The sequence below is a fragment of the Azospirillum sp. A23 genome, from assembly GCF_042938965.1.
Taxonomy (GTDB): Bacteria; Pseudomonadota; Alphaproteobacteria; order Azospirillales; family Azospirillaceae; genus Azospirillum; species Azospirillum melinis.
In genome coordinates, this window is record NZ_CP170669.1 from 14317 (window position 1) to 35591 (window position 21275).

The 21275-nt window shown below is 68.5% G+C and carries 20 protein-coding genes; 17 read left to right on the forward strand and 3 right to left on the reverse strand.

Annotated features, from left to right (window positions below; all coding sequences use genetic code 11):
* Positions 1 to 47 precede the first annotated feature (47 nt).
* From ABNQ40_RS32740 to ABNQ40_RS32755, 4 genes are all read left to right on the forward strand, one after another.
* Positions 48 to 998 carry an ABC transporter permease gene (locus tag ABNQ40_RS32740; RefSeq protein ID WP_109050231.1) on the forward strand — a complete coding sequence of 317 codons (951 nt, stop codon included), beginning with the start codon at positions 48 to 50 and terminating at the stop codon, positions 996 to 998.
* Entirely contained in the window at positions 995 to 1849 is an 855-nt protein-coding gene (locus tag ABNQ40_RS32745; RefSeq protein ID WP_098734890.1) for an ABC transporter permease, read from the forward strand. The genes ABNQ40_RS32740 and ABNQ40_RS32745 overlap by 4 nt, the downstream gene beginning before the upstream one ends.
* A complete protein-coding gene (locus tag ABNQ40_RS32750) occupies positions 1849 to 3498 on the forward strand; it encodes an ABC transporter ATP-binding protein (RefSeq protein WP_109050230.1) in 1650 nt (549 codons plus the stop codon). Before ABNQ40_RS32745 ends, ABNQ40_RS32750 begins: the two co-directional genes overlap by 1 nt.
* A 149-nt stretch (positions 3499 to 3647) precedes the next feature.
* Complete coding sequence (locus ABNQ40_RS32755; RefSeq protein ID WP_109050229.1) at positions 3648 to 3851, forward strand: hypothetical protein; 204 nt, start codon at positions 3648 to 3650, stop codon at positions 3849 to 3851.
* 44 nt (positions 3852 to 3895) lie between these two features.
* Here the strand turns inward: ABNQ40_RS32755 and ABNQ40_RS32760 are convergent, their stop codons facing one another.
* The 3 genes from ABNQ40_RS32760 to ABNQ40_RS32770 all read right to left on the reverse strand — a co-directional run bounded on the left by ABNQ40_RS32760 (position 3896) and on the right by ABNQ40_RS32770 (position 7461).
* Positions 3896 to 5275, reverse strand: a complete 1380-nt coding sequence (locus ABNQ40_RS32760; protein ID WP_109050228.1) for an aspartate aminotransferase family protein — start codon at positions 5273 to 5275, stop codon at positions 3896 to 3898.
* 42 nt (positions 5276 to 5317) lie between these two features.
* Complete coding sequence (locus tag ABNQ40_RS32765) at positions 5318 to 6811, reverse strand: NAD-dependent succinate-semialdehyde dehydrogenase (RefSeq protein WP_109050227.1); 1494 nt, start codon at positions 6809 to 6811, stop codon at positions 5318 to 5320.
* 143 nt (positions 6812 to 6954) lie between these two features.
* Complete coding sequence (locus tag ABNQ40_RS32770) at positions 6955 to 7461, reverse strand: Lrp/AsnC family transcriptional regulator (RefSeq protein WP_109050226.1); 507 nt, start codon at positions 7459 to 7461, stop codon at positions 6955 to 6957.
* A gap of 89 nt (positions 7462 to 7550) precedes the next feature.
* On the opposite strand from ABNQ40_RS32770, the gene ABNQ40_RS32775 reads away from it, so the two are divergent.
* The 13 genes from ABNQ40_RS32775 to ABNQ40_RS32835 all read left to right on the forward strand — a co-directional run bounded on the left by ABNQ40_RS32775 (position 7551) and on the right by ABNQ40_RS32835 (position 21273).
* Complete coding sequence (locus tag ABNQ40_RS32775) at positions 7551 to 8936, forward strand: PLP-dependent aminotransferase family protein (protein WP_109050225.1); 1386 nt, start codon at positions 7551 to 7553, stop codon at positions 8934 to 8936.
* Between the two features lie 122 nt (positions 8937 to 9058).
* Complete coding sequence (gene ehuA, locus ABNQ40_RS32780; RefSeq protein WP_109050224.1) at positions 9059 to 9844, forward strand: ectoine/hydroxyectoine ABC transporter ATP-binding protein EhuA; 786 nt, start codon at positions 9059 to 9061, stop codon at positions 9842 to 9844.
* 81 nt (positions 9845 to 9925) lie between these two features.
* Entirely contained in the window at positions 9926 to 10585 is a 660-nt protein-coding gene (gene ehuC / locus ABNQ40_RS32785) for an ectoine/hydroxyectoine ABC transporter permease subunit EhuC (RefSeq protein WP_109050223.1), read from the forward strand.
* Between the two features lie 11 nt (positions 10586 to 10596).
* Positions 10597 to 11253 carry an ectoine/hydroxyectoine ABC transporter permease subunit EhuD gene (ehuD, locus tag ABNQ40_RS32790; protein ID WP_098734882.1) on the forward strand — a complete coding sequence of 219 codons (657 nt, stop codon included), beginning with the start codon at positions 10597 to 10599 and terminating at the stop codon, positions 11251 to 11253.
* Positions 11254 to 11294: 41 nt separating this feature from the next.
* A complete protein-coding gene (gene eutA / locus ABNQ40_RS32795; RefSeq protein WP_109050222.1) occupies positions 11295 to 12080 on the forward strand; it encodes an ectoine utilization protein EutA in 786 nt (261 codons plus the stop codon).
* Entirely contained in the window at positions 12077 to 13063 is a 987-nt protein-coding gene (gene eutB, locus ABNQ40_RS32800; protein ID WP_109050221.1) for a hydroxyectoine utilization dehydratase EutB, read from the forward strand. Before eutA ends, eutB begins: the two co-directional genes overlap by 4 nt.
* On the forward strand, positions 13051 to 14055 hold the full coding sequence (gene eutC / locus ABNQ40_RS32805) for an ectoine utilization protein EutC (RefSeq protein ID WP_109050220.1): 1005 nt from the start codon (positions 13051 to 13053) through the stop codon (positions 14053 to 14055). Before eutB ends, eutC begins: the two co-directional genes overlap by 13 nt.
* A gap of 34 nt (positions 14056 to 14089) precedes the next feature.
* The gene (gene doeA, locus ABNQ40_RS32810; protein WP_109490973.1) at positions 14090 to 15277 is read left to right on the forward strand and encodes an ectoine hydrolase DoeA; all 1188 of its coding nucleotides are present in this window, start codon (positions 14090 to 14092) and stop codon (positions 15275 to 15277) included.
* Positions 15278 to 15279: 2 nt separating this feature from the next.
* Positions 15280 to 16302: a N(2)-acetyl-L-2,4-diaminobutanoate deacetylase DoeB gene (gene doeB, locus ABNQ40_RS32815; protein WP_109050219.1), complete on the forward strand. Its 1023-nt coding sequence runs from the start codon at positions 15280 to 15282 to the stop codon at positions 16300 to 16302.
* A 144-nt stretch (positions 16303 to 16446) separates the two neighbouring features.
* Positions 16447 to 17292 carry an ectoine/hydroxyectoine ABC transporter substrate-binding protein EhuB gene (ehuB, locus tag ABNQ40_RS32820; RefSeq protein WP_109050218.1) on the forward strand — a complete coding sequence of 282 codons (846 nt, stop codon included), beginning with the start codon at positions 16447 to 16449 and terminating at the stop codon, positions 17290 to 17292.
* A gap of 311 nt (positions 17293 to 17603) precedes the next feature.
* The gene (locus ABNQ40_RS32825; RefSeq protein WP_109050217.1) at positions 17604 to 18563 is read left to right on the forward strand and encodes a flavin reductase family protein; all 960 of its coding nucleotides are present in this window, start codon (positions 17604 to 17606) and stop codon (positions 18561 to 18563) included.
* A 36-nt stretch (positions 18564 to 18599) separates the two neighbouring features.
* Complete coding sequence (locus ABNQ40_RS32830; protein ID WP_109050216.1) at positions 18600 to 20111, forward strand: aldehyde dehydrogenase; 1512 nt, start codon at positions 18600 to 18602, stop codon at positions 20109 to 20111.
* Positions 20112 to 20157: 46 nt separating this feature from the next.
* Positions 20158 to 21273, forward strand: a complete 1116-nt coding sequence (locus ABNQ40_RS32835; RefSeq protein ID WP_109050215.1) for an LLM class flavin-dependent oxidoreductase — start codon at positions 20158 to 20160, stop codon at positions 21271 to 21273.
* Positions 21274 to 21275: the final 2 nt, after the last annotated feature.

The window sequence follows — 21275 nt, forward strand, 5'->3', positions numbered from 1 at the left end:
CATTCGGGCAACCCCTCCGGGGGCGCCTCGCCTTGCGGAGGCCAAGCATGACATCACGCGTTCCGTCCCTCATCCTTGGTCGGCTGCTCATCGCACTGGTCACGCTGACGATCGTGTCCTTCGCCGTGTTCTTCGCCACCACCCTGCTGCCCGGCGATACGGCGACCATCCTGCTGGGGCAGGCGGCGACGCCGGAAGCCGTCGCCGGCCTGCGCACGGCCATGCATCTCGACGAGCCGGCCCTGCTGCGCTTCGTCTACTGGATCGGCGGCCTGTTCCAGGGCGATCTCGGCACCTCCTACGCCAACCATATGCCGGTGGCCGCGCTGATCTCCGGCCGGCTCGCCAACACCCTGAAGCTGGCCGGGCTGACCACCCTGGTTTCGGTGCCGCTGGCGCTGACGCTGGGCATCACCGCCGCCATGTGGCGGCGCACGCTCTATGACCGCATCGTCACCATCGCCACCATCGGCGTCATCTCGGTGCCGGAATTCGTGCTGGCGACCCTGGCCGTTCTGGTGTTCGCCGTTTACCTGAAATGGCTGCCGGCCCTGTCCTTCACCTACAACGTCGACAGCTTTTCCGGTCTGCTGCGGGCTTACGCCATGCCGGTCATCACCCTGACCTTCGGTGTGTCGGCGCAGATGATCCGCATGACCAGGGCCGCCGTGATCGAGACGCTGAACACGCCCTATGTCGAGATGGCGCTGCTGAAAGGGGCGTCGCGCCCCCGCATGGTCCTGCGCCACGCCCTGCCCAACGCGCTGGGGCCCATTTCCAACGCGGTGGCGCTGTCGCTCTCCTATCTGCTGGGCGGCGTGATCATCGTCGAGACGATCTTCAACTATCCGGGGATCGCCAAGCTGATGGTCGATGCGGTGTCCACCCGCGACCTGCCGCTGATCCAGTCCTGCGCGATGATCTTCTGCTTCGGGTATCTGATCCTGATCACCACCGCCGACATCGTCGCCATCCTGTCGAACCCGAGGCTCCGATGAAGACACATTCTTCCACCGGCTCGCTGGCGGCGTGGTCGGGCTACCGGATCAATCTGGTCGGCCTCGCCGCCTTCTCCGTCGTCCTGTTCTGGGCGCTGGTCGCCCTGTTCGCCCCCTACATCACGCCCCATTCGGTGGGCGAGATGATCGACCTCGATTATTTCGGCCCGATGCGGCCCGGCCTGTGGCTGGGGTCGGATTATCTCGGCCGTGACATGCTGTCCCGCATCATCTACGGCGCCCGCTACACCGTCGGCATCTCGCTGGCCGCGGTGTCCATCGCCTGCTTCACCGGCGTGGTGCTGGGCATGACCTCGGCGGTGCTGCGCGGGCCGGTGGACATGGTGGTCAGCCGCATCCTCGACGCCATGAACTCCATCCCCAGCAAGCTGTTCGGCCTGATGGTGGTGGCGGCGGTGGGCTCCTCCATCCCCGTGCTGATCCTGACCCTGTCGGTGATCTATGTCCCCGGCGCCTACCGCTTCAGCCGGGCGCTGGCGATCAACATCGACACGATGGATTTCATCATGGTCGCCCGCATCCGGGGCGAAAGGCTGCCCTATCTGATCGCATCGGAAATTCTGCCCAACATCATCGGCCCGGTGCTGGCCGACCTCGGCCTGCGCTTCGTCTTCATCGTCCTGCTGCTGTCGGGCCTGTCCTTCCTGGGGCTGGGCGTCCAGCCGCCCTATGCCGACTGGGGGGCGCTGGTGCGCGAGAACATCGGCGGCCTGCCCTTCGCGGCACCGGCGGTGATCGTGCCGTCGCTGGCCATCGCCACCCTGACCATCAGCGTCAATCTGCTGATCGACAATCTTCCGCAGAAGATCCGGGACCGGAGTGCTTCCTGATGACGAACCTTGTCGAAATCCGCGGCCTGACGGTCGAGGCCACCACCGATTCCGGCCGCTGGATCCAGATCCTGAAGGGCATCGACCTGGACATCGCCGCCGGCGAGACCGTCGCCTTCATCGGCGAAAGCGGCTCCGGCAAGACCACCGCCGCCATGACGCTGCTCGGCTACGCCCGTCCGGGCTGCCGGATTTCCGGCGGAACGGTTAAGGTCGACGGCCATGACATGGTGACGCTGCCGGAAAAGGAGCGGGCCGCCCTGCGCGGCACCACCGTGGCCTATGTGCCGCAGAGTGCCGCCGCCGCCTTCAACCCGGCCTCGACCATCATGGAGCAGGTCATTGAGGTGACGCGGATCCATCGCCTGATGCCGCCGGACGAGGCCCGCCGCCGGGCGGTCGCCCTGTTCCGCGCCCTGTCCCTGCCCAATCCCGACAGCATCGGCGACCGTTACCCGCATCAGGTGTCGGGCGGCCAGCTGCAACGGCTGGCGGCGGCGATGGCGCTGATCGGCGATCCCAAGGTGGTGATCTTCGACGAGCCGACGACGGCGTTGGACGTCACCACCCAGGTGGAGGTCCTGCGCGCCTTCAAGGCGGTAACCGCCCAGCACCGGATCGCCTGCGTCTATGTCTCCCACGATCTGGCCGTGGTCGCCCAGATCGCCGACCGCATCATGGTGCTGCGCAACGGCGCGGTGCAGGAAACCGGCAGCGTCCACGACATCCTGACGCGCCCGACCCACCCCTACACCCAGGAATTGCTGCACGCCTTCCACCCCGACACCGGTGGGCGCGAGGCGCTGCCCGCCGCCGACAGCGGCGCTCCGCTGCTGGAGATCAACACGCTGAGCGCCGGCTACGGCCCGCCGCAGTCGAACGGGCAGCCGCTGGTTCTCGCCGTCAAGGGGGTGAGCCTGCAGGTGAAGCGGGGCACCAACCTCGGCATCATCGGGGAGTCCGGCTGCGGGAAATCGACCTTGGCACGCGCCATCGCCGGGATCCTGCCGGCCTGCAAGGGCGACATCCAGTTCAATGGCAAGGAGCTGTGGCACAGCGCCCGCCAGCGCAGCCACGACCAGCTTCGTGACCTGCAGATCGTCTTCCAGCACGCCGACACCGCGCTCAATCCGGCCAAGTCCATCGAGGACATCCTCGGCCGTCCGCTGACCTTCTATCACGGCCTGCGCGGCAAGGCCCGCGATACGCGGGTCGATGCGCTGCTGGACATGGTCCGTCTGCCCCGCGCCCTGCGCCACCGCCGTCCGGCCGAATTGTCGGGCGGCCAGAAGCAGCGGGTGAACTTCGCCCGTGCGCTCGCCGCCGAGCCGAAGCTGATCCTGTGCGACGAGATCACCTCGGCCCTCGACACCGTCGTTGCTGCGGCGGTCATCGACCTGCTGAAGGAACTGCAACGCGAGCTTGGCCTGTCCTATGTCTTCATCAGCCATGACCTGTCGGTGATCGAGGCGATCTGCGACGAGATCGTCGTGATGTATCGCGGACAGACGGTGGAGACCATCATCCCCGCCAACCGGCAGCAGCCGCAGCACCCCTATTCGAAACTGCTGTTCTCGTCGGTTCCGAAGCTGGATCCGACCTGGCTCGACACGCTCAACATCGACGCCGACCGGATGCGGGTGGCCTGACCCGCCGGCCTGACCCGCCGGTTGAGCGATCATTCGGCGAGCCGACAGACTGGGCTATTTGTGGGTAGGCGGTCACATACTGCCATATGTTCATGTCTCGTTAAGTGCGGCGGTCCACCCTGCGGCATGATGTCGAGGAGGGCGTCCAAATGACCTGTTCACAGCAGAGTGTCGCGGTCGACGGCTTCACGGCGACAATCACCGACCATGGGGATCGCCGGGAAATCACCGTCGTGCGTGCGGGGCTCGGTCCCTGGGTCTACCACGAGACCACCCTGGCGAGCCTCTCGGCCTGCGTCGAGCGGTTCACCGGGCAGTCAGCCTCGCGTCACCACGCCGATCAGCCCCGCTAGGCTGTTACCGGCGCACTGACGGAGCCCCGTTCAGAGTTCGGCGTTCAGAGCTCGGCCGCGACCGCCTTCACCGCCCTGGCCGTCGCCGCCACCACGATGTCGGCCTCCTCCCGCGTCAGGCAGAGCGGCGGGGCGAAGCCGAGGATGTCGCCCTGGGGCATGGCGCGGGCGATGACTCCCCGCTCCAGAAGTGCTGCGGACAGGCGCGGCCCGACCTTCGCCTCGGCGGGGAAGAAGCGGCGCTCGTCCCGGTCGGCGACGAACTCCACCGCCGCCAGCATGCCCTCGCCGCGCACCTCGCCGACCATCGGATGCCCGCCCAGCGCGTCGGTCAGCGCCGCGCGGAAATAGCCCCCGGTCTCGCGCGCGTTGGTCACCAGATCGAGCGTGTCGATCAGCTCCAGATTCGCCACCCCGGCGGCGGCGCAGAGCGGATGGGCCGAATAGGTCCAGCCATGGCCGATGGGGCCGAGCTGGTCGGAGCCCTGCTCCAGCACCTTCCAAACCCGGTCGCCGACGATCACCCCCGACAGCGGCGCATAGGCGGAGGTCAAGCCCTTGGCGATGGTGATGAGGTCGGGCTTGATGCCGTAATGGTCGGAGCCGAACATGCTGCCGAGCCGGCCGAACCCGGTCACCACCTCGTCGGCGATCAGCAGGATGTCGTGCTTGTCCAGGACGGCCTGGATCTTCTCCCAATAGCCGGCGGGCGGCGGAACGATGCCGCCGGTGCCCAGCACCGGTTCGCCGATGAAGGCGGCGATCGTCTCCGGCCCCTCCGCCTGGATCAGCGCCTCCAGCCGGTCGGCGCAGTGCTGGGAGAACTGCTCCTCGCTCATGCTGCGGTCGGCCCGGCGGAAGTAATAGGGGGCTTCGGTGTGCAGCACCGGCGGGCGCGGCAGGTCGAAGGCCTTGTGGAACAGCTCCAGCCCGGTCAGGCTGCCGGTCATCACCCCCGACCCGTGATAGCCGCGCCAGCGCGAGATGATCTTCTTCTTCTCGGGCCGGCCGAGGATGTTGTTGTAATACCAGACCAGCTTGATGTTGGTCTCGTTCGCGTCCGATCCCGACAGGCCGAAATAGACGCGCGACATCCCGGCGGGCGCCCGGTCGACGATCATCTTGGCCAGCGTGATCGACGGTTCGCTGCCATGCCCGACATAGGCGTGATAATAGGCGAGCTTGCCGGCCTGCTCGGCGATGGCGTCGGCGATCTCGCGGCGGCCATAGCCGACATTGACGCAATAGAGGCCGGCGAAGGCGTCCAGGCTGCGCTTGCCGTCACGGTCGGTGATGTAGACGCCGTCGCCGCCGGTGACGACGCGGGTCGGCGTGTCGCCGCGGGCATGCGCCGCCATGTGGGTCGACGGGTGGAAGAAATGGTCGCGGTCCCAGGCGGTCAGCTCGTTGGTCAGGTCGGTCATGGCGTTTCTTTCCCGATAAGAAATTCGCTTCAGGCGGCGGGGTCAGGCGGCGTCGAGGCAGACGTATTTCAGCTCGGTGAAGGCCTCCATCCCATGGCGCGAGCCTTCGCGGCCAAGGCCGGATTGCTTGACCCCGCCGAAGGGAACCGGCGCGCCGGTGATCTTCACCCGGTTGACCGCCACCATGCCGTAGTGCAGCGCCCGCGACAGGCGGAGGATCCGGCCGGAGTCACGGGTCACCAGATAGGCGACGAGGCCGTAGTCGGTGTCGTTGGCGCGGGCCACCGCCTCCGCCTCGTCATCGAAGGGCAGGATCGCGGCGACCGGGCCGAAGGTCTCCTCGCGCAGGATCAGCGAGTCCGGCGCCACGTCGGCCAGCACGGTCGGACGGTAGAACAGCGGGCCGGCGGGATGGACCTCGCCGCCGGTCAGGCAGCGGGCGCCGCGGTCGAGCGCGTCGCGGACATGGCGGGCGCATTTGTCGACCGCCCGGCCGTTCATCAGCGGGCCGATCTGCACCTCCGGTTCCAGCCCCGGCCCGACGCGCAGCGCGGCACTGCGGGCGGTGAAGGCGGCGCAGAAGCTGTCATAGAGCGGGCGCTGCACATAGATACGGTTGGCGGCGAGGCAGTCCTGGCCGGAGGTGGCGAACTTCGCGTCGATGGCGATGTCCACAGCCCGTTGCAGATCGGCGTCGGCGAAGACCAGCAGAGGCGCATGGCCGCCCAGCTCCATCACCAGCCGCTTCATGGTCGGGGCGCAGCGCGCGGCGATGCGGCTGCCGATTTCGGTGGAACCGGTGAAGCTCATGGCACGGACGCGGGCGTCGTCGCACAGCGCGCCGACGAGCGGCTCCGGATCGCCGGTCAGGACGTTGAACACGCCGGCGGGGATGCCCGCCCGCTCCGCCAGTTCCGCCAAAGCCAGCGCCGACAGCGGCGTCTCGGACGACGCATGCGCCACCACGGTGCAGCCGGCGGCCAGCGCCGCCGCCGCCTTGCGCGTCAGCATGGCCGACGGGAAGTTCCACGGCGTCGCCATGCCGACCACGCCCAGCGCCTCCCGCCGCAGCAGCATTTCGGCGCCGGGCAGATGGCTTGCGATGCCCTCGACGCCCACCCGCTTGGCTTCCTCCGCGTACCATTCGACGAAGGAGGCGGCGTAGTCGATCTCCCCCCGCGCTTCGGCGAGCGGCTTGCCCTGCTCCAAGGTCATCAGCAGGGCCAGATCCTCCCTGGCCGCGGCGATGCGGTCGAACCAGTCGCGCAGCCGGGCGGCGCGGTCCTGGGGCAGCCGGGCGCTCCAGGCCGGGAAGGCAGTGAAAGCGGCGGTGACGGCGGCGGTCGCCTGGGCGGCGTCCAGCGCCGCGACCTGGGCGAGGGTCCGCCCGCTGGCCGGGTCGGTCACCGCGAAGGTGGAGCCGTCCGGTGCCGCGGTCCAGCGTCCGCCGACATAGGCGAGTTCACGCAGCAACCGGCGGTCGCTCAGGCGGCCGACGGCGTCGTGACGGTCCAGGCGGGACAGCTGCGCGGTCATGGACACCTCCGGAATAAGGGGGGCAGCGCCGAAGCGCCGGTATTCCGGAGTCTAGCGGGGATGCGGTGGAGACTGTGTCCGAACTGGGCCTGCGTGGCGGAGAGTGTCTCTTTCCCAAGGTGGGCAGAAAGAGAAAGTCTCTATCAGGGTGGGACGGACCCGCCCGGCTCCTCCATCAGCGCCTCCAGCGGCATCGCCGCATCGTCCTTCACCGTCCGTGTGACGATGTAGGTGAAATAGCGGTCGATCCCGGCGTCGCCGTCCAGCAGCCGGTCGATGATCCGCTGATAGGCATCCACGTCGCGCGCCACCACCCGCAGGACATAATCGACCCCGCCGCCGACCGACCAGCAGGAGACGATGCCGGGCTCGGCCTTGACCGCCCGTTCGAAGCGGTCGAAATCGACCTGCCGGTGGCTGCCCAGCGTCACCTCGACCAGCGCCATCGCGAAGGGCGTCACCTGCCGCAGCGCCAGCCGCGCGTGATAGCCGACGACGATGCCGGCCTCCTCCAGCCGGCGCAGCCGCACCCAGCACGGCGTCGGCGACAGCCCCACCCTGTCGGCCAGAGCCAGCTTGGTGATGCGGCCGTCCCGCTGGATTTCCGAAAGGATGCGCAGGTCGATGGAATCGAGCTTCAGGTCGGGCATGGGGCGGGACGCCTCTGGAAAATGACGACCCGACGATGTCCGCGCTTTCCGCCATTGTCAAATGTGGTGATTTCCAGCAGAAATGTTGCATGACAAAGTGGCACCCCGATGCATCGGCTTTGAGCAGGCCCGTCTATCTCTCGCTGGCCGATCAGGTGCAGCGGGCGATCGTGCAAGGCCAACTGGCGGTCGGCGACCAGCTGCCCACCCACCGGCAGCTCGCCGACGAATTGGGCATTTCCGTCCAGACCGTCAGCCGCGCCTACGAGGAGCTGATCCGGCGCGGTCTGATCAGCGGGGAGACCGGGCGCGGCACCTTCATCCGCGCCGTCCAGACCGAGGTCGATCCGCCCTACATCCCGCAACGCACCGACGAGGTGATCGACCTGTCGATCCTGAAGCCGGTGTGCGAGCCTCTGCATGTGGAGGCGATGCGGGGGGCGCTGGTGGAGCTTGCCGCCAGCCTGCCGCCGGCCGTGGTGCTGTCCTTCCGTCCCAACACCCTGTTCGCCCGCCACCGGGCGACGGCGGTGTCCTGGCTGCGCCGGTGCGGGGTGGAGACGACGGCGGCGAACGTCACCCTGACCAACGGCGCCACCGCCGGCATGACCATCGCCCTGATGGCCGCCGCCCCTCCCGGATCGACCGTGGTGACGGAGGAGGTCGGGCACCATACCCTGCTGCCGCTCGCCTCCTATCTCGGCATCAAGCTGCGCGGCGCCGCCATCGACGAGGACGGGATCCGGCCCGACGCCCTCGATGCCGCCTGCCGCGACGGCACGGCCAAGGCCCTGTTCGTCATGCCGAATCCGATCAACGCCACCGCGACCCACATGGGCGAGGACCGGCGGAGGGAGATCGCGCGGCTGGCCCAACGGCACAATCTCTCCATCGTGGAGAACGACCCGCTCGGACCCTTGCTGAGCGACCGGCGCCCGCCGCTGGCGGCCCTGGCGCCGGAACGGACCCTCTACGTCACCAGCTTCACTAAGACGGTGATGCCGGGCCTGCGCACCGGCTATCTGGTGGTTCCGGACCGGCTGCTCGCCGCCGTCACCAACCGCCATCTGGTGACCAACTGGATCGCGACGCCCATCGTCGCCGAGATCGCCACCCGCTGGGTCGAGAGCGGATTCGCGATGGAGATGGTGGAGTGGCAGCGCAAGGCCCTGCACCGCCGCCACGCGCTGGCGGCGGAGATCCTGAAGGGCATTCCCCATCGCAGCCATGCCGAGGGGCTGCATCTGTGGCTGCCGCTGGGGGAAGGACGGCCGGAGGCGACCTTCGTGTCGCATGCCCGCCATCAGGGGGTGGCGCTGGCGCCGGGCTCGGCCTTCGCCATCGGTCCCGGAACGCGCCCCGACGCGCTGCGCGTCTCCATCGGCTCCACCACCGAGGCGGAGCTGCACACCGGCCTGCGCGTGATCGTCAATCTGCTGAACAGCGACCCGGAGCCGGTTCTGCTCGCCATGTGACCGTTCCGAGCCTACCTCCTCCGGAATTGTCATGATTTGATTTTCCGGATTGACATGATTTAAGCGGTCCCGCATCGTTTGCGCACATCCACGGTCGCTAACCATTGCAAGGGAAGACCGGTGTGACCGACGCAATCATCGACATCGACCGGGTCACGAAGCGCTACGGCTCGCACACCGTGCTGCAGGACCTGTGTTTTTCAGTCCGGCCGGGTGAGAAGCTGGCGCTGATCGGGCCGTCCGGCTCCGGCAAGACGACGATCCTGCGGACGCTGATGACGCTGGAAACCATTGAAAGCGGGACCATCCGCATCGATGGCGAGCATCTGTTCCAGATGGAGCGCAACGGCAGTCTGGTCCCCGCCGACGAGGCGCATCTGCACCGGATGCGGACCAGGATCGGCATGGTGTTCCAGCTGTTCAACCTGTTCCCGCACAAATGCGTGCTGGACAACGTCACGCTGGCGCCGATGCTGACCAAGGGCGTGAGGAAGGCGGATGCCGAACGCCGGGCGATGGAGCTGCTGGACCTCGTCGGCCTCGCCGACAAGGCCCGCGCCATGCCGGCCCAGCTGTCCGGCGGCCAGAAGCAGCGGGTGGCCATCGCCCGCGCCCTGGCGCTGCAACCGAGGATCATGCTGTTCGACGAAGTGACCTCCGCCCTCGACCCCGAACTGGTGGAAGAGGTGCTGAGCGTCATGCGGATGCTGGGGTCCACCACCGACATGACCATGTTGCTGGTCACCCACGAGATGAGCTTCGCCCACGATTTCGCCGACCGCGTGCTGTTCTTCGACCGCGGCCGCATCGTGGAGGAAGGGCCGCCCGACGTGCTCTTCACCAATCCGACGCACGAGCGGACCCAGGCCTTCCTGAAAAAGATCATCGCTGCCGGACAGCGGATCTGACGGTTCAGCGTATCTGAAGGCTCGGCGCATCCGACTGCGTCCGTTTCCGCTTTTTCCCCGAACGCAGGAGATCTCGGCTTCATGGCTGATTGGGCCGGCTATCTGGGCTTGATGCTGGACGGCGCGCTGGTGACGGCGAAGCTGACTGTGCTCGGCTGCGCGCTGGCCCTGCCGGCCGCCTTCCTCGCCGGGCTGGGCCGGCTGTCGCGCTATTCCACGGTGCGCGCCCTGTCGGTCGCCTATATCGAGTTCTTTCGCGGCACGTCGATCTTCGTCCAGCTTTTCTGGGCCTATTTCGTCCTGCCGCTGATCGGGGTGACGCTGACGCCGCTGCAAGCCGGCGTGCTGGCGCTCGGGCTGAATGTCGGCGCCTATGGCGCAGAGGTGGTGCGGGCGGCGGTGCAGTCCATCGGGCGCGAACAGCACGAGGCCTGCGTCGCCCTGAACCTGACGCGCTGGCAGAGCCTGCGTCACGTGCTGCTGCCGCAGGCGGCGGTGGTGATGGTGCCGACCTTCTGCAACAACGCCATCGAACTGCTGAAGGCGACCTCGGTCGTCTCGCTGATCTCGCTCAGCGACCTCACCTTCCAGGCGCAGGTCGTCCGTTCGCAGACCGGCAGCACCACGCTGCCCTTCCTGACCGTGCTGGTCATCTACTTCGCCTATGCCAGCCTGATCTCGGCCGGCATGAAAGCCCTGGAGCGCCGCATGACCCGCGGCCTCGACGGGCTGCGCACTTAAGGAAACCAGCCATGGAATGGGATTGGGAGTTCGTCCGCGAGATCATGCCGATGCTGCTGGACGGCCTGCGCATCACGCTGCTGGCCACCCTGCTCGGCTCCATCCTGGCCGCCGCCGCCGGGCTGGGCTTCGCCCTGCTGCGCCGCTCGAAAAGCCGGCCGGTGGCGCGCATCACCGGCTTCGTGGTGGAGTTCATCCGCGGCACCCCGCTGCTGGTGCAGCTGTATTTCCTGTTCTACGTGCTGCCGGAGCTGGGACTGCTGCTGTCGCCGCTGACCGCCGGGGTGGTGGGCTTGGGCCTCCATTACGCCACCTACACGTCGGAGGTCTTCCGCGCCGGCATCGACAACACGCCGCGCGGCCAGTGGGAGGCGGCGAAGGCCTGCAACCTCACGCCCTACCAGACCTGGCGCCACATCATCCTGCCGCAGGCGATCCCGCCGATGATCCCGGCGCTGGCGAATTATTTCGTCGCGATGTTCAAGGAAACTCCGCTGCTCTCCGCCATCACGGTGATCGAACTGATGAGCGAGGCCCGCGGCGTCGCCAACAGCAATTACCGCTATCTGGAGCCGATGACGATGGTCGGCGTCCTGTTCCTGTGCATCAGCCTGATCGCCGTGCCCGCCCTGCACCTGCTGGAACGCCGGTTCCGGCCACCCCGCTGACCGCCGACGCGCTGACACGCCGATCCCGGAGTTTTCGAGCCATGTCCTCCCTCCCCATCCTGCGCTCGGCCACTGCGCTGGCCTTCGACCACCGCCCGGTCGAAAAGCGCGTCGGTCTGGTCGTGCTGGCGACCGACCACACGACCGAACCGGACTTCCGCCGCATGGTCGCCAGCGACCGCATCGGCATCTACACCGCGCGCATCGCCTACGCCAACCCGACGACGCCGGAGAATCTGCGCCGCATGCAGCCGCGCCTCGCCGAAGGGGCGGCGCTGATCCTGCCTGACGAGCCGCTCGACGCCATCTGCTATTCCTGCACCTCGGCCAGCGTCGTGATGGGCGACGACGCCATCGAGCAGGCCATCGCCTCGGCCAAGCCGGGCGCTCCCGTCATCACGCCACCCGCCGCCGCCCGGCACGGCCTGACGGCGTTCGGTGCCCAGCGCATCGCCGTGCTGACCCCCTACACCGAACAGACCAGCCGGCCGATGGCCGCCTATTTCGGCGTGCATGGCTTCGACATCGCGCGCTTCACCTGCTTCGGGCTGGACGACGACCGCGAGATGGCGCGCATCGCGCCTGCCAGTCTGGTGCGCGCCGCCATCGAGGCGATGCCGCCGGACGCCGAGGCGCTGTTCATCTCCTGCACCGCCCTGCGCTCGGCCGGCGTCGCCGCCGAGATCGAGGACGCCATCGGCCGTCCCGTCGTCACCAGCAACCAGGCCACCGCCTGGGCCGCGCTGCGCCTGTGCGGCGACGACCGGCCTCGTCCCGAAGGCGGACGACTGATGACCCTGCCGCTGCCGGGGAAGGCTTGGTCATGAGCGGGCACGGCATCGGCCTGGAGGACGTCTTCCGCGCCCGCGCGCGGCTGGCCGGGCGGATCGTGGCGACGCCGACCGTCGCCTCACCCAGCCTGACCGCCCGCTGCGGCGCCCCGGTCTTCCTGAAGCTGGAAACCCGCCAGACCACCGGCAGCTTCAAGCTGCGCGGCGCCACCAACGCGCTGTCGGCCTTGCCGCGCGAGGCCTTGGCGACGGGGGTCGCGGCGGCCTCCACCGGCAATCATGGCCGGGCGCTCGCCCATGCCGCCGCACAGGCGGGCGTCCGCTGCGTCGTCTGCATGTCGGCGCTGGTCCCAGCCAACAAAATCGAGGGCATCCGGGCGCTGGGGGCCGAGATCCGCATCGTCGGCCGCTCCCAGGACGACGCACAGGTCGAGGTCAACCGGCTGGTCCGCGAGGAGGGCTTCGCCACCGTCCCGCCCTTCGACCATGCCGACGTCATCGCCGGACAGGGCACGCTGGGGCTGGAGATCATCGAGGCGGTGCCCGACGCCGAACTGCTGCTGGTGCCGCTGTCGGGCGGCGGCCTGATCGGCGGCGTGGCGCTGGCGGCCAAGGCGCTGCGGCCAGGCCTGCGGGTGATCGGCGTGTCGATGGAACGCGGCGCCGCGATGCATGCCAGCCTGAAGGCCGGACGCCCGGTCCAGGTCGAGGAGCTGGAGACGCTGGCGGATTCGCTCGGCGGCGGCATCGGGCTCGACAACCGCCACACCCACCGCCTTGCCGCCAGTCTGCTCGACGACGTGGTCCTGCTGACCGAGGCGGAGATTGCCGCCGGCATCGAACACGCCTATTCCGCCGAGCAGGAGATCGTCGAAGGCGCCGGCGCCGTCGGCATCGCAGCACTGCTCGCCGGCAAGGTGACGCCGCGCGGCCCGGCAATCGCGCTGCTGTCCGGACGCAACATCGCCATGGACCTGCACCGCCGCATCATCACCGGAGCTTATCCATGCCCCGCATGACCATCCTGACCGAGGCGGAGCTGCGGCGGATCGTTCCGCTCGACCGCGATGCCGTCGCCTGCATCGAGGACGCCTTCCTGGCGCTGGCAACCCGCCCGGTGGCGATGCCGCCGATCCTGCGGCTCGACATCCCGGAATTTGCCGGCGGTAGCGGGGGAGAGGTCGACGTCAAGACCGCCTATGTCCCCGGTCTCGACGGTTTCGCCATCAAGATCAGCCCCGGCTTCTTCGGCAACCCGGCGCTGGGCCTGCCCAGCGTGAATGGGCTGATGGTGCTGCTGAGCAGCCGGACCGGTCTGGTCGAGGCCCTGCTTCTCGACAACGGCTATCTGACCGACGTGCGGACCGCGGCGGCGGGGGCGGTCGCCGCCAAACACCTGTCGCGTCCCGACAGCGCCGTCGCCGCCGTCTTCGGCGCCGGGGTGCAGGCGGCGTTGCAGCTGGAGGCGCTGACCCTGGTCCGCCCGATCCGCGAGGCCCGCCTCTGGGCGCGCCAGCCCGAACGCGCCGCCGCCACCGCCGCCCGCCTGTCGGAGCGGCTGGGCTTCCCCGTGCGCGCCGCGACGGAGAGCAGGGCGGCTGTCGCCGGCGCCGACATCGTCGTCACCACGACGCCGGCCGACCAGCCGATCCTGATGGCGGACTGGCTCGAACCCGGCCAGCACGTCACCGCCATGGGGTCGGACGCCGAGCACAAGAACGAACTCGATCCCGCCATCCTGTCCCGTGCCGACCTCTATGTCGCCGACCGCCTGACGCAGACCCGTCGGCTGGGCGAACTGCATCACGCGATTGCCGCCGGCACGGTCGCCGCCGACCGGGAGTTTCCCGAACTGGGCGCCGTCATCGCCGGGCAGGCCGCGGGCCGCCCCTCCACCGATGCCATCACCGTCTGCGACCTCACCGGAACCGGGGTGCAGGACACCGCCATCGCCACGCTGGCGCGCGGCCGGGCCCTGGCGGCCGGTGCCGGCACCGTCTTCGACGCCTGAACATCCCTCCTCTTACGAGAGAGACCCCGACATGCTGGAACCGACGCTGAACTTCAGCCGGGCCGAATATGCCGCCCGGCTCGACAAGACCCGTGCCGCCATGGACAAGGCCGGCATCGAGCTGCTGATCGTCACCGATCCGTCGAACATGGCCTGGCTGACCGGCTATGACGGCTGGTCCTTCTACGTCCACCAATGCGTGATCGTGCCGCCGCACGGCGAGCCGATCTGGTACGGACGCGGACAAGACGCCAACGGCGCCAGGCGCACCGCCTATCTGGCCCATGACAGCATCATCGGCTATCCCGACCATTACGTGCAATCGACCGAGCGCCACCCGATGGATCTGCTGTCGACGATCCTGGCGGATCGCGGCTGGGGCGGGCTGTCCATAGGCGTCGAGATGGACAATTACTGGTTCACCGCCGCCGCCTACCAATCGCTGACCACCCACCTGCCCAACGCCCGCTTCCAAAACGCGACGGCGCTGGTCAACTGGCAGCGCGCGGTGAAGAGCCCGCAGGAACTCGACTACATGCGCAAGGCCGCCCGCATCGTCGAGGCGATGCACGCCCGCATCGTCGAGCGCGTCGAGCCGGGCATGCGCAAATGCGACCTCGTGGCCGAGATCTACGACGCCGGCATTCGGGGCATCGGGGGGGCGGACGGCTTCGGCGGCGACTATCCGGCCATCGTCCCGCTTCTGCCGTCGGGGGCCGACGCCTCGGCCCCGCACCTGACCTGGGACGACCGGCCGATGAAGCTGGGCGAGGGCACCTTCTTCGAGATCGCCGGCTGCTACAAACGCTATCACTGCCCGCTGTCGCGCACCGTCTTCCTCGGCACGCCGACGCAAGTCTTCCTCGATGCCGAGAAGGCGACACTGGAGGGAATGGAGGCCGGGCTCGCCGCCGCCAAGCCGGGCAACAGCTGCGAGGACATCGCCAACGCCTTCTTCGCCGTGCTGAAGCGCTACGGCATTACCAAGGACAACCGCACCGGCTACCCGATCGGCCTCAGCTATCCGCCGGACTGGGGCGAGCGCACCATGAGCCTGCGCCCCGGCGACCGCACCGAACTCCAGCCCGGAATGACCTTCCACTTCATGACCGGCCTTTGGCTGGAGGATATGGGGCTGGAGATCACCGAGAGCATCGCCATCACCGACACCGGCGTCGAATGCCTGGCCAATGTGCCGCGCAAGCTGTTCGTGAAGTCCTGACCATGGCGCCCGCCGCACTTGCCCCCTCACCCATAACCCCGACGGTCGATTTCGACCGCGACGGCGTGCAGCACGGATTTCTGCGGCTGCCCTACAGCCGCGACGATTCGGCCTGGGGGTCTGTGATGATCCCGGTCACCGTGGTGCGCAACGGCAGCGGGCCGACCGCCCTGCTGACCGGCGCCAACCATGGCGACGAGTACGAGGGCGCCGTCGCCCTGTTCGACCTCGCCCAGACCCTCACCGCCGACCGGGTCGCCGGCCGGGTCATCATCGTTCCGGCGATGAATTATCCGGCCTTCCAGGCGGGAACCCGAACCTCCCCCATCGACAAGGGCAACCTGAACCGCAGCTTTCCCGGCCGCCCCGACGGCACGGTGACGCAGAAGATCGCCGATTACTTCGCCCGCGAACTCCTGCCGCTGGCCGATCTGGTGATGGACATCCATTCCGGCGGCCGGACGCTGGACTTCGTTCCCTTCGCCGCCGCCCACATCCTGCCCGACAAGGACCAGGAGGCGCGCTGCTTCGCTGCCGTGGCCGCCTTCGCCGCGCCCTTTTCCATGCGCATGCTGGAGATCGACGCGGTCGGCATGTACGACACGGCGGCGGAGGAGCTGGGCAAGACCTTCGTCACCACCGAACTCGGCGGCGGCGGCACCGGGCGGGCGGAGACCATCGCCATCGCCAAGCGCGGCGTCCGCAACGTCCTGCGCCACGCCGGAATCCTGACGGACGGCCAAGCGGCGGATGGGCAGGCGGTGCAAGCCAGCCGCTGGCTCGACATGCCGTCTGCCGACTGTTTCCGCTTCGCCGAGGACAGCGGCCTGATAGAGGCCTGCGTCGATCTGGGCCAGCCGGTGCGGGCGGGCGATCTGCTCGCCCGCATCCACCCCATCGGCCGCACGGGGCTGGCGCCGGCCGAATACCGGGCGGCGCTGGACGGCATCCTGGCGGCCCGCCATTTCCCCGGCCTCGTCAAGGCCGGCGACTGCATCGCGGTGGTCGGAACGGTCGAGAGCTGACCACTGCCGCCGCCTGTCGGAACCCGCCTCGGCAGAAGGCGGGCAAGTTGCAAGAACGGTAACCACACCGACCAAACAGGGGCCGGCGCGCCGACGGGAGCGCCGGCCGGGCACTCACCAAGTCACGAAAAAGGGACGGCCGACATGAAACACCTCAAGATCGCCAAAGGCTTCGGCATCGCCGCGGCACTCCTCACGCTCGCCGCGCCGGCCTTTGCCGCCGAAACGCTGGAGACGCTGCGCGAACAGGGATTCGCCCGCATCGGCATCGCCAACGAACCGCCCTACACCGCCGTCAAGCCGGACGGCACCGTGTCGGGTGCCGCCCCAGACGTTGCGCGCGCGGTGATGAAGAAGCTGGGGATCAACGACGTCGTCGCCTCGATCTCCGAATACGGCGCGATGATTCCCGGCTTGCAGGCCCGCCGCTTCGACGCCGTCACCGCCGGCCTGTTCATGAAGCCGGAGCGCTGCAAGGCCGTCGCCTATTCCGAGCCGATCCTCTGCGACGCCGAATCCTTCGCTTTGAAGAAGGGCAACCCGCTGAAGCTGACCTCCTACGAGGACATCGCCAAGAATCCGAACGCCAAAATCGGCGCTCCCGGCGGCGGCACCGAGGAGAAGCTGGCGTTGCAGGCCGGCGTGCCGCGCGACCGCGTGATCGTGGTGCCCGACCCGCAGAGCGGCCTGAAGATGCTGCAGGACGGCCGCATCGACGTCTATTCGCTGCCGGTCCTGTCGATCCACGATCTGGTCGGCAAGGCCAACGACCCGAACATCGAGGTGGTCGCCCCGGTCAAGGGCGCCCCGGTCTATTGCGACGGCGCCGCCTTCCGCAAGCAGGACACCGCGTTGCGCGATGCCTTCGACAAGGTGCTGGCCGAAATGAAGGCGTCCGGCGAGTTCGCCAAGATCATCGAGCCCTACGGCTTCTCCGCCGAGGCTGCGAAGCAGACCTCCCGCGAGAAGCTCTGCGCAGCATCCAACTGATCGGGCCGGCGGCTGCGCGTGGATTGAAGTCGGACGTTGGCCTGAGCTGGGGCGGGGCAGGAAATCTGCCCCGCCCCAGCCGCATTTCCATCTGCCCATAACCCCTGTCCGCCAGCCATCGTCACCGCCTCGGCAGGGCCCATTCCTTGGAATCGATGGGACAAAATGTCGCACATTCCTCTGTAGAGGAGGAAGATGGCGGTATCCGCCCAGGGTAGCCTCGTCTTCGTAATGGAAGGGAGGCTGACGTGACATTCTCTTCGAATGACCCATCGCCCATCAATCAAAGAGACCTTCGAAACGCCTTCGGCATGTTCCCGACCGGAGTTACGGTCGTCACCGTGCTCGACGAAGACGGAAATCCCCGTGGGATAACGGCCAATTCCTTCACATCCGTTTCGCTCGATCCGCCGCTGGTCCTTGTCTGTATCGGAAACCGATCGTTCAGCTTTCCGATATTCTGCAACACACCATCCTTCGCCGTGAATCTGCTGCACGCGGGACAGGCCGACGTCTCCGGCCTTTTCGCCTCCCGTTCGCCCGAGAAATTCCAGTCGACCGGCTTCGGCCCGAAACACACCGGCGCGCCGGTCCTGACCGATTGCCTCACCTGGTTCGATTGTACGGTGCATGACCGCGTGATGGCCGGCGACCATCTGGTTCTCATCGGCCGCGTGCAGGCCTTCGGCCCCGGCGGAAGCCCAGGCGGGACCGCCGGTGTGACGGCAGGCCGGACAGCCCCGCTCGGCTTCTGCCAGGGCCGGTACGCGACGGTGCACGAAGCCCCGAACGCCGGTGGGGAGATGCCGCACGGCATGCAGGTCGGCTACCTCGTCGAAGCGGACGACGGCATCCTGCTGCAATCCGACGGAACGGGCGGCTGGCGCCTGCCGGGCGGGCGCAGCCGCAAGGCCGAACGGGCACTGCCCCTGGCGGACGGCAGCACGCTGCCGCTGCGGCCGGACGACAGCTTCCTTTATTCGGTCTTCGACGTCGCCGGGCAGGACGCCGGCTGTCTGGTCTATCGCACCCGCCTCGCGGCCGATGCGGCCACCACGGTCCTGCCGCCCGGCCTCCGCGTCTTCGCGCTCGACGCCCTGCCCTTCGAGGCGATGGCGACGCGCGAGACCCGGGCGATGCTGCGCCGCTATGTCCGGGAACGGCAAGCGGACCGCTTCGGCATCTACATCGACTCAAGCGACGGCGGGCGGCTGGCGATGGTCGACGGCCGCCCCTCTCCCTGGCCCGGCGCCCTCGCCGAAAACGGCTGATCCCTCGCCGCCCCTTCACAAAAATACGAGACCGCGATGCACACCACCTGCAGGTCGCTCGAAGGCACCCGCCGCGCCCTCTATATCGGCGGACGGTTCGTCGAACCGAAAAGCGGCCGCTACATCCCGAGCTACGACCCCACCACCGCCGAGCCCTGGTACGAGCTGGCCGACGCCGGTGCTGAGGACGTCGATGCCGCCGTCGCCGCGGCGCGGGCCGCCTTCATCGATCCGGCCTGGCGGCGGATGACCCAGAGCGACCGCGGCAAGCTGGTGCGCCGTCTGGCCGAGCTGATCCTCGCCAACGCCGAGGAACTGGCGCTGATGGAGACCCGCGACAATGGCAAGCTGATCAAGGAGATGCGCGCCCAGATGCGCGCAATCCCCGACAGCTACGTCTATTTCGCCGGAATGGCCGACAAGCTGCAAGGCGACACCATCCCGGTGAACAAGCTGGACATGCTGAACTTCAACCTGCGCGAACCGCTGGGCGTCGTCGGCATGATCACGCCGTGGAACTCGCCGCTGATGCTGCTGACCGGCACGCTGGCGCCCTGCCTCGCCATCGGCAACACGGTGGTGATCAAGCCGTCGGAACACGCCACCGCCTCCACCCTGGCGCTGGCCGAGCTGGTCACCGAGGCCGGTTTCCCGGACGGCGTCGTCAATGTGGTGACCGGCGGCGGCGCCACCGCCGGCGAGGCACTGACCCGCCACCCCGGCATCGCCAAGATCGTCTTCACCGGCAGCACCCAGACCGGCAGCCGCATCGCCGCCACCGCCGCCGCCAACCTCGTGCCCTGTCAGATGGAGCTGGGCGGCAAGTCGCCCCACGTGGTGTTCGGCGACGTGGACATCGAGCGGGCGGTGAACGGCGTGGTCGCCGGGGTCTTCGCCGCAGCCGGGCAGACCTGCGTCGCCGGGTCGCGCTGCTTCGTCGAGGCCGCCATCTACGACCGCTTCGTCGAGGCGCTGGTCGCCCGCACCGGGCGCATCACCGTCAACCACCCGATGGAGGAGACCACCGACATCGGCCCGCTCGCCCTGTCGGCGCAGCTCGCCAAGGTCGAGGACTATGTCGCCTCGGGCCAGCGAGACGGCGCCCGGCTGGCCGCCGGCGGACGGCGGCCCCAGGCGGCGGGGCTGGAGAAGGGCTGGTACTTCGAGCCGACGGTGCTGGCCGACGCGCGCAACGACATGGGCTTCATGCAGGACGAGATCTTCGGCCCGGTCGTCGGCGTGGTGCCCTTCGCCTCGGAGGACGAGATGATCGCCATGGCGAACGACACCCGCTATGGCCTCGCGTCGGGCATCTGGACCAGCGACATCGACCGCGCCATGCGCTTCGCCACCCGGATCGACGCCGGCACCGTCTGGATCAACACCTACCGCGCCGCCGCCTACATGTCGTCGAACGGCGGCTTCAAGCAGAGCGGCTACGGCCGGCGCGGCGGCTTCGACGTGATGCGCGAGTTCTCGCGGTCGAAGAACGTCGTCATCGATTACTCCGGCGCCATGCAGGACCCCTTCGTCATCCGGCTGCGCTGATCCGCCCCGACCGGGCTTCTCCTCCCCCCGAGAAAAGGACAAGGACATGAAGTTCGCCGTCGCGCTTTCCATGGAGCGCTTTTCACCCGACACGCCGATGAGCGACGTGACCGGCACCATGCTGGAGCTGGTGAAGATGGCCGACCAGGGCGGTTTCGAGACCCTGTGGACCGCCGAGCACCACACCATCGAGTGCACGATCTCCCCCAACCCCTTCACCATCCTGACCTGGCTCGGCCAGCACACCGAGCGCATCCGGCTCGGCACCGCCACCATCGTCGCCCCCTACTGGAGCCCGATCCGGCTGGCCGGCGAAGCGGCGCTGTGCGACCATCTGACCGGCGGCCGGCTGGAGTTCGGCATCGCCCGCGGCGCCTACCAGTACGAGTTCGACCGCATGGCCGGCGGCATGCCCCAGCAGGAGGGCGTCGCCTACATGAAGGAGCTGGTGCCGGCGGTGCAGAAGCTGTGGGCCGGCGATTACGCCCATGACGGCCATTACTGGAAGTTCCCGCTGGCGACCTCGGTGCCCAAGCCGTTGCAGGCGCCGCACCCGCGCATCTGGGTGGCGGCCCGCGATCCCGGCACCTTCGACTGGGCCGTCGGCATCGGCGCCAGCATCCTGTCGACGCCGCTGGCCGCCCCGGCGGCCGAGATCGCCGTGCTGGGCGAGAAGTTCCGCAAGGCGGTGGCCGACCATCCGGAGGTGCCGCGCCCGCGCTTCATGATGCAGCGCCGCACCTGCTGCTACGAACGGCCGGAGGAGGCCGAACTGGCGGTGCGGCACAGCATCGACTATGGCCGCAGTTTCGAGAACCTGTTCCAGAACATCGGGACGGTGACCAACGGCTTCCCGACCGCGGTGTCCTACGAAAGCGTCGCCGGCCGCGACAACTATAAGCCGGAGAACGTCCTGAAGAACCTGATGTTCGGCACGCCGGACGAGGTGATCGAAAAGCTGCTGGACTACGAGGCGGCCGGCGTCGACCAGTTCTCGCTCGGCCTGTCCTTCAACCTGCCGGTCGAACTCCAGCGCAAGACGCTCGACCTGTTCACCCGCGAGGTGCTGCCGGTCTTCGCCGCGCGCGAACGCGACCGCCGGTTCGAGGAAGAGCGCCACCTTGCCGCGGCGGCGCCGCTCCTGGCTGCGGCGGGGCGCTGACC

Coding starts and splice junctions, on each gene's coding strand:
- doeB (WP_109050219.1), top strand. CDS start 15,280: ATGGCGCCCGCCGCACTTGCCCCCTCACCCATAACCCCGACGGTCGAT.
- ABNQ40_RS32760 (WP_109050228.1), bottom strand. CDS start 5,275: ATGACCGACCTGACCAACGAGCTGACCGCCTGGGACCGCGACCATTTC.
- ehuB (WP_109050218.1), top strand. CDS start 16,447: ATGAAACACCTCAAGATCGCCAAAGGCTTCGGCATCGCCGCGGCACTC.
- ABNQ40_RS32775 (WP_109050225.1), top strand. CDS start 7,551: ATGACAAAGTGGCACCCCGATGCATCGGCTTTGAGCAGGCCCGTCTAT.
- ABNQ40_RS32835 (WP_109050215.1), top strand. CDS start 20,158: ATGAAGTTCGCCGTCGCGCTTTCCATGGAGCGCTTTTCACCCGACACG.
- ehuC (WP_109050223.1), top strand. CDS start 9,926: ATGGCTGATTGGGCCGGCTATCTGGGCTTGATGCTGGACGGCGCGCTG.
- ABNQ40_RS32750 (WP_109050230.1), top strand. CDS start 1,849: ATGACGAACCTTGTCGAAATCCGCGGCCTGACGGTCGAGGCCACCACC.
- ABNQ40_RS32740 (WP_109050231.1), top strand. CDS start 48: ATGACATCACGCGTTCCGTCCCTCATCCTTGGTCGGCTGCTCATCGCA.
- ABNQ40_RS32755 (WP_109050229.1), top strand. CDS start 3,648: ATGACCTGTTCACAGCAGAGTGTCGCGGTCGACGGCTTCACGGCGACA.
- eutA (WP_109050222.1), top strand. CDS start 11,295: ATGTCCTCCCTCCCCATCCTGCGCTCGGCCACTGCGCTGGCCTTCGAC.
- eutC (WP_109050220.1), top strand. CDS start 13,051: ATGCCCCGCATGACCATCCTGACCGAGGCGGAGCTGCGGCGGATCGTT.
- ABNQ40_RS32745 (WP_098734890.1), top strand. CDS start 995: ATGAAGACACATTCTTCCACCGGCTCGCTGGCGGCGTGGTCGGGCTAC.
- ABNQ40_RS32825 (WP_109050217.1), top strand. CDS start 17,604: ATGTTCCCGACCGGAGTTACGGTCGTCACCGTGCTCGACGAAGACGGA.
- ABNQ40_RS32765 (WP_109050227.1), bottom strand. CDS start 6,811: ATGACCGCGCAGCTGTCCCGCCTGGACCGTCACGACGCCGTCGGCCGC.
- eutB (WP_109050221.1), top strand. CDS start 12,077: ATGAGCGGGCACGGCATCGGCCTGGAGGACGTCTTCCGCGCCCGCGCG.
- ABNQ40_RS32770 (WP_109050226.1), bottom strand. CDS start 7,461: ATGCCCGACCTGAAGCTCGATTCCATCGACCTGCGCATCCTTTCGGAA.
- ehuD (WP_098734882.1), top strand. CDS start 10,597: ATGGAATGGGATTGGGAGTTCGTCCGCGAGATCATGCCGATGCTGCTG.
- ABNQ40_RS32830 (WP_109050216.1), top strand. CDS start 18,600: ATGCACACCACCTGCAGGTCGCTCGAAGGCACCCGCCGCGCCCTCTAT.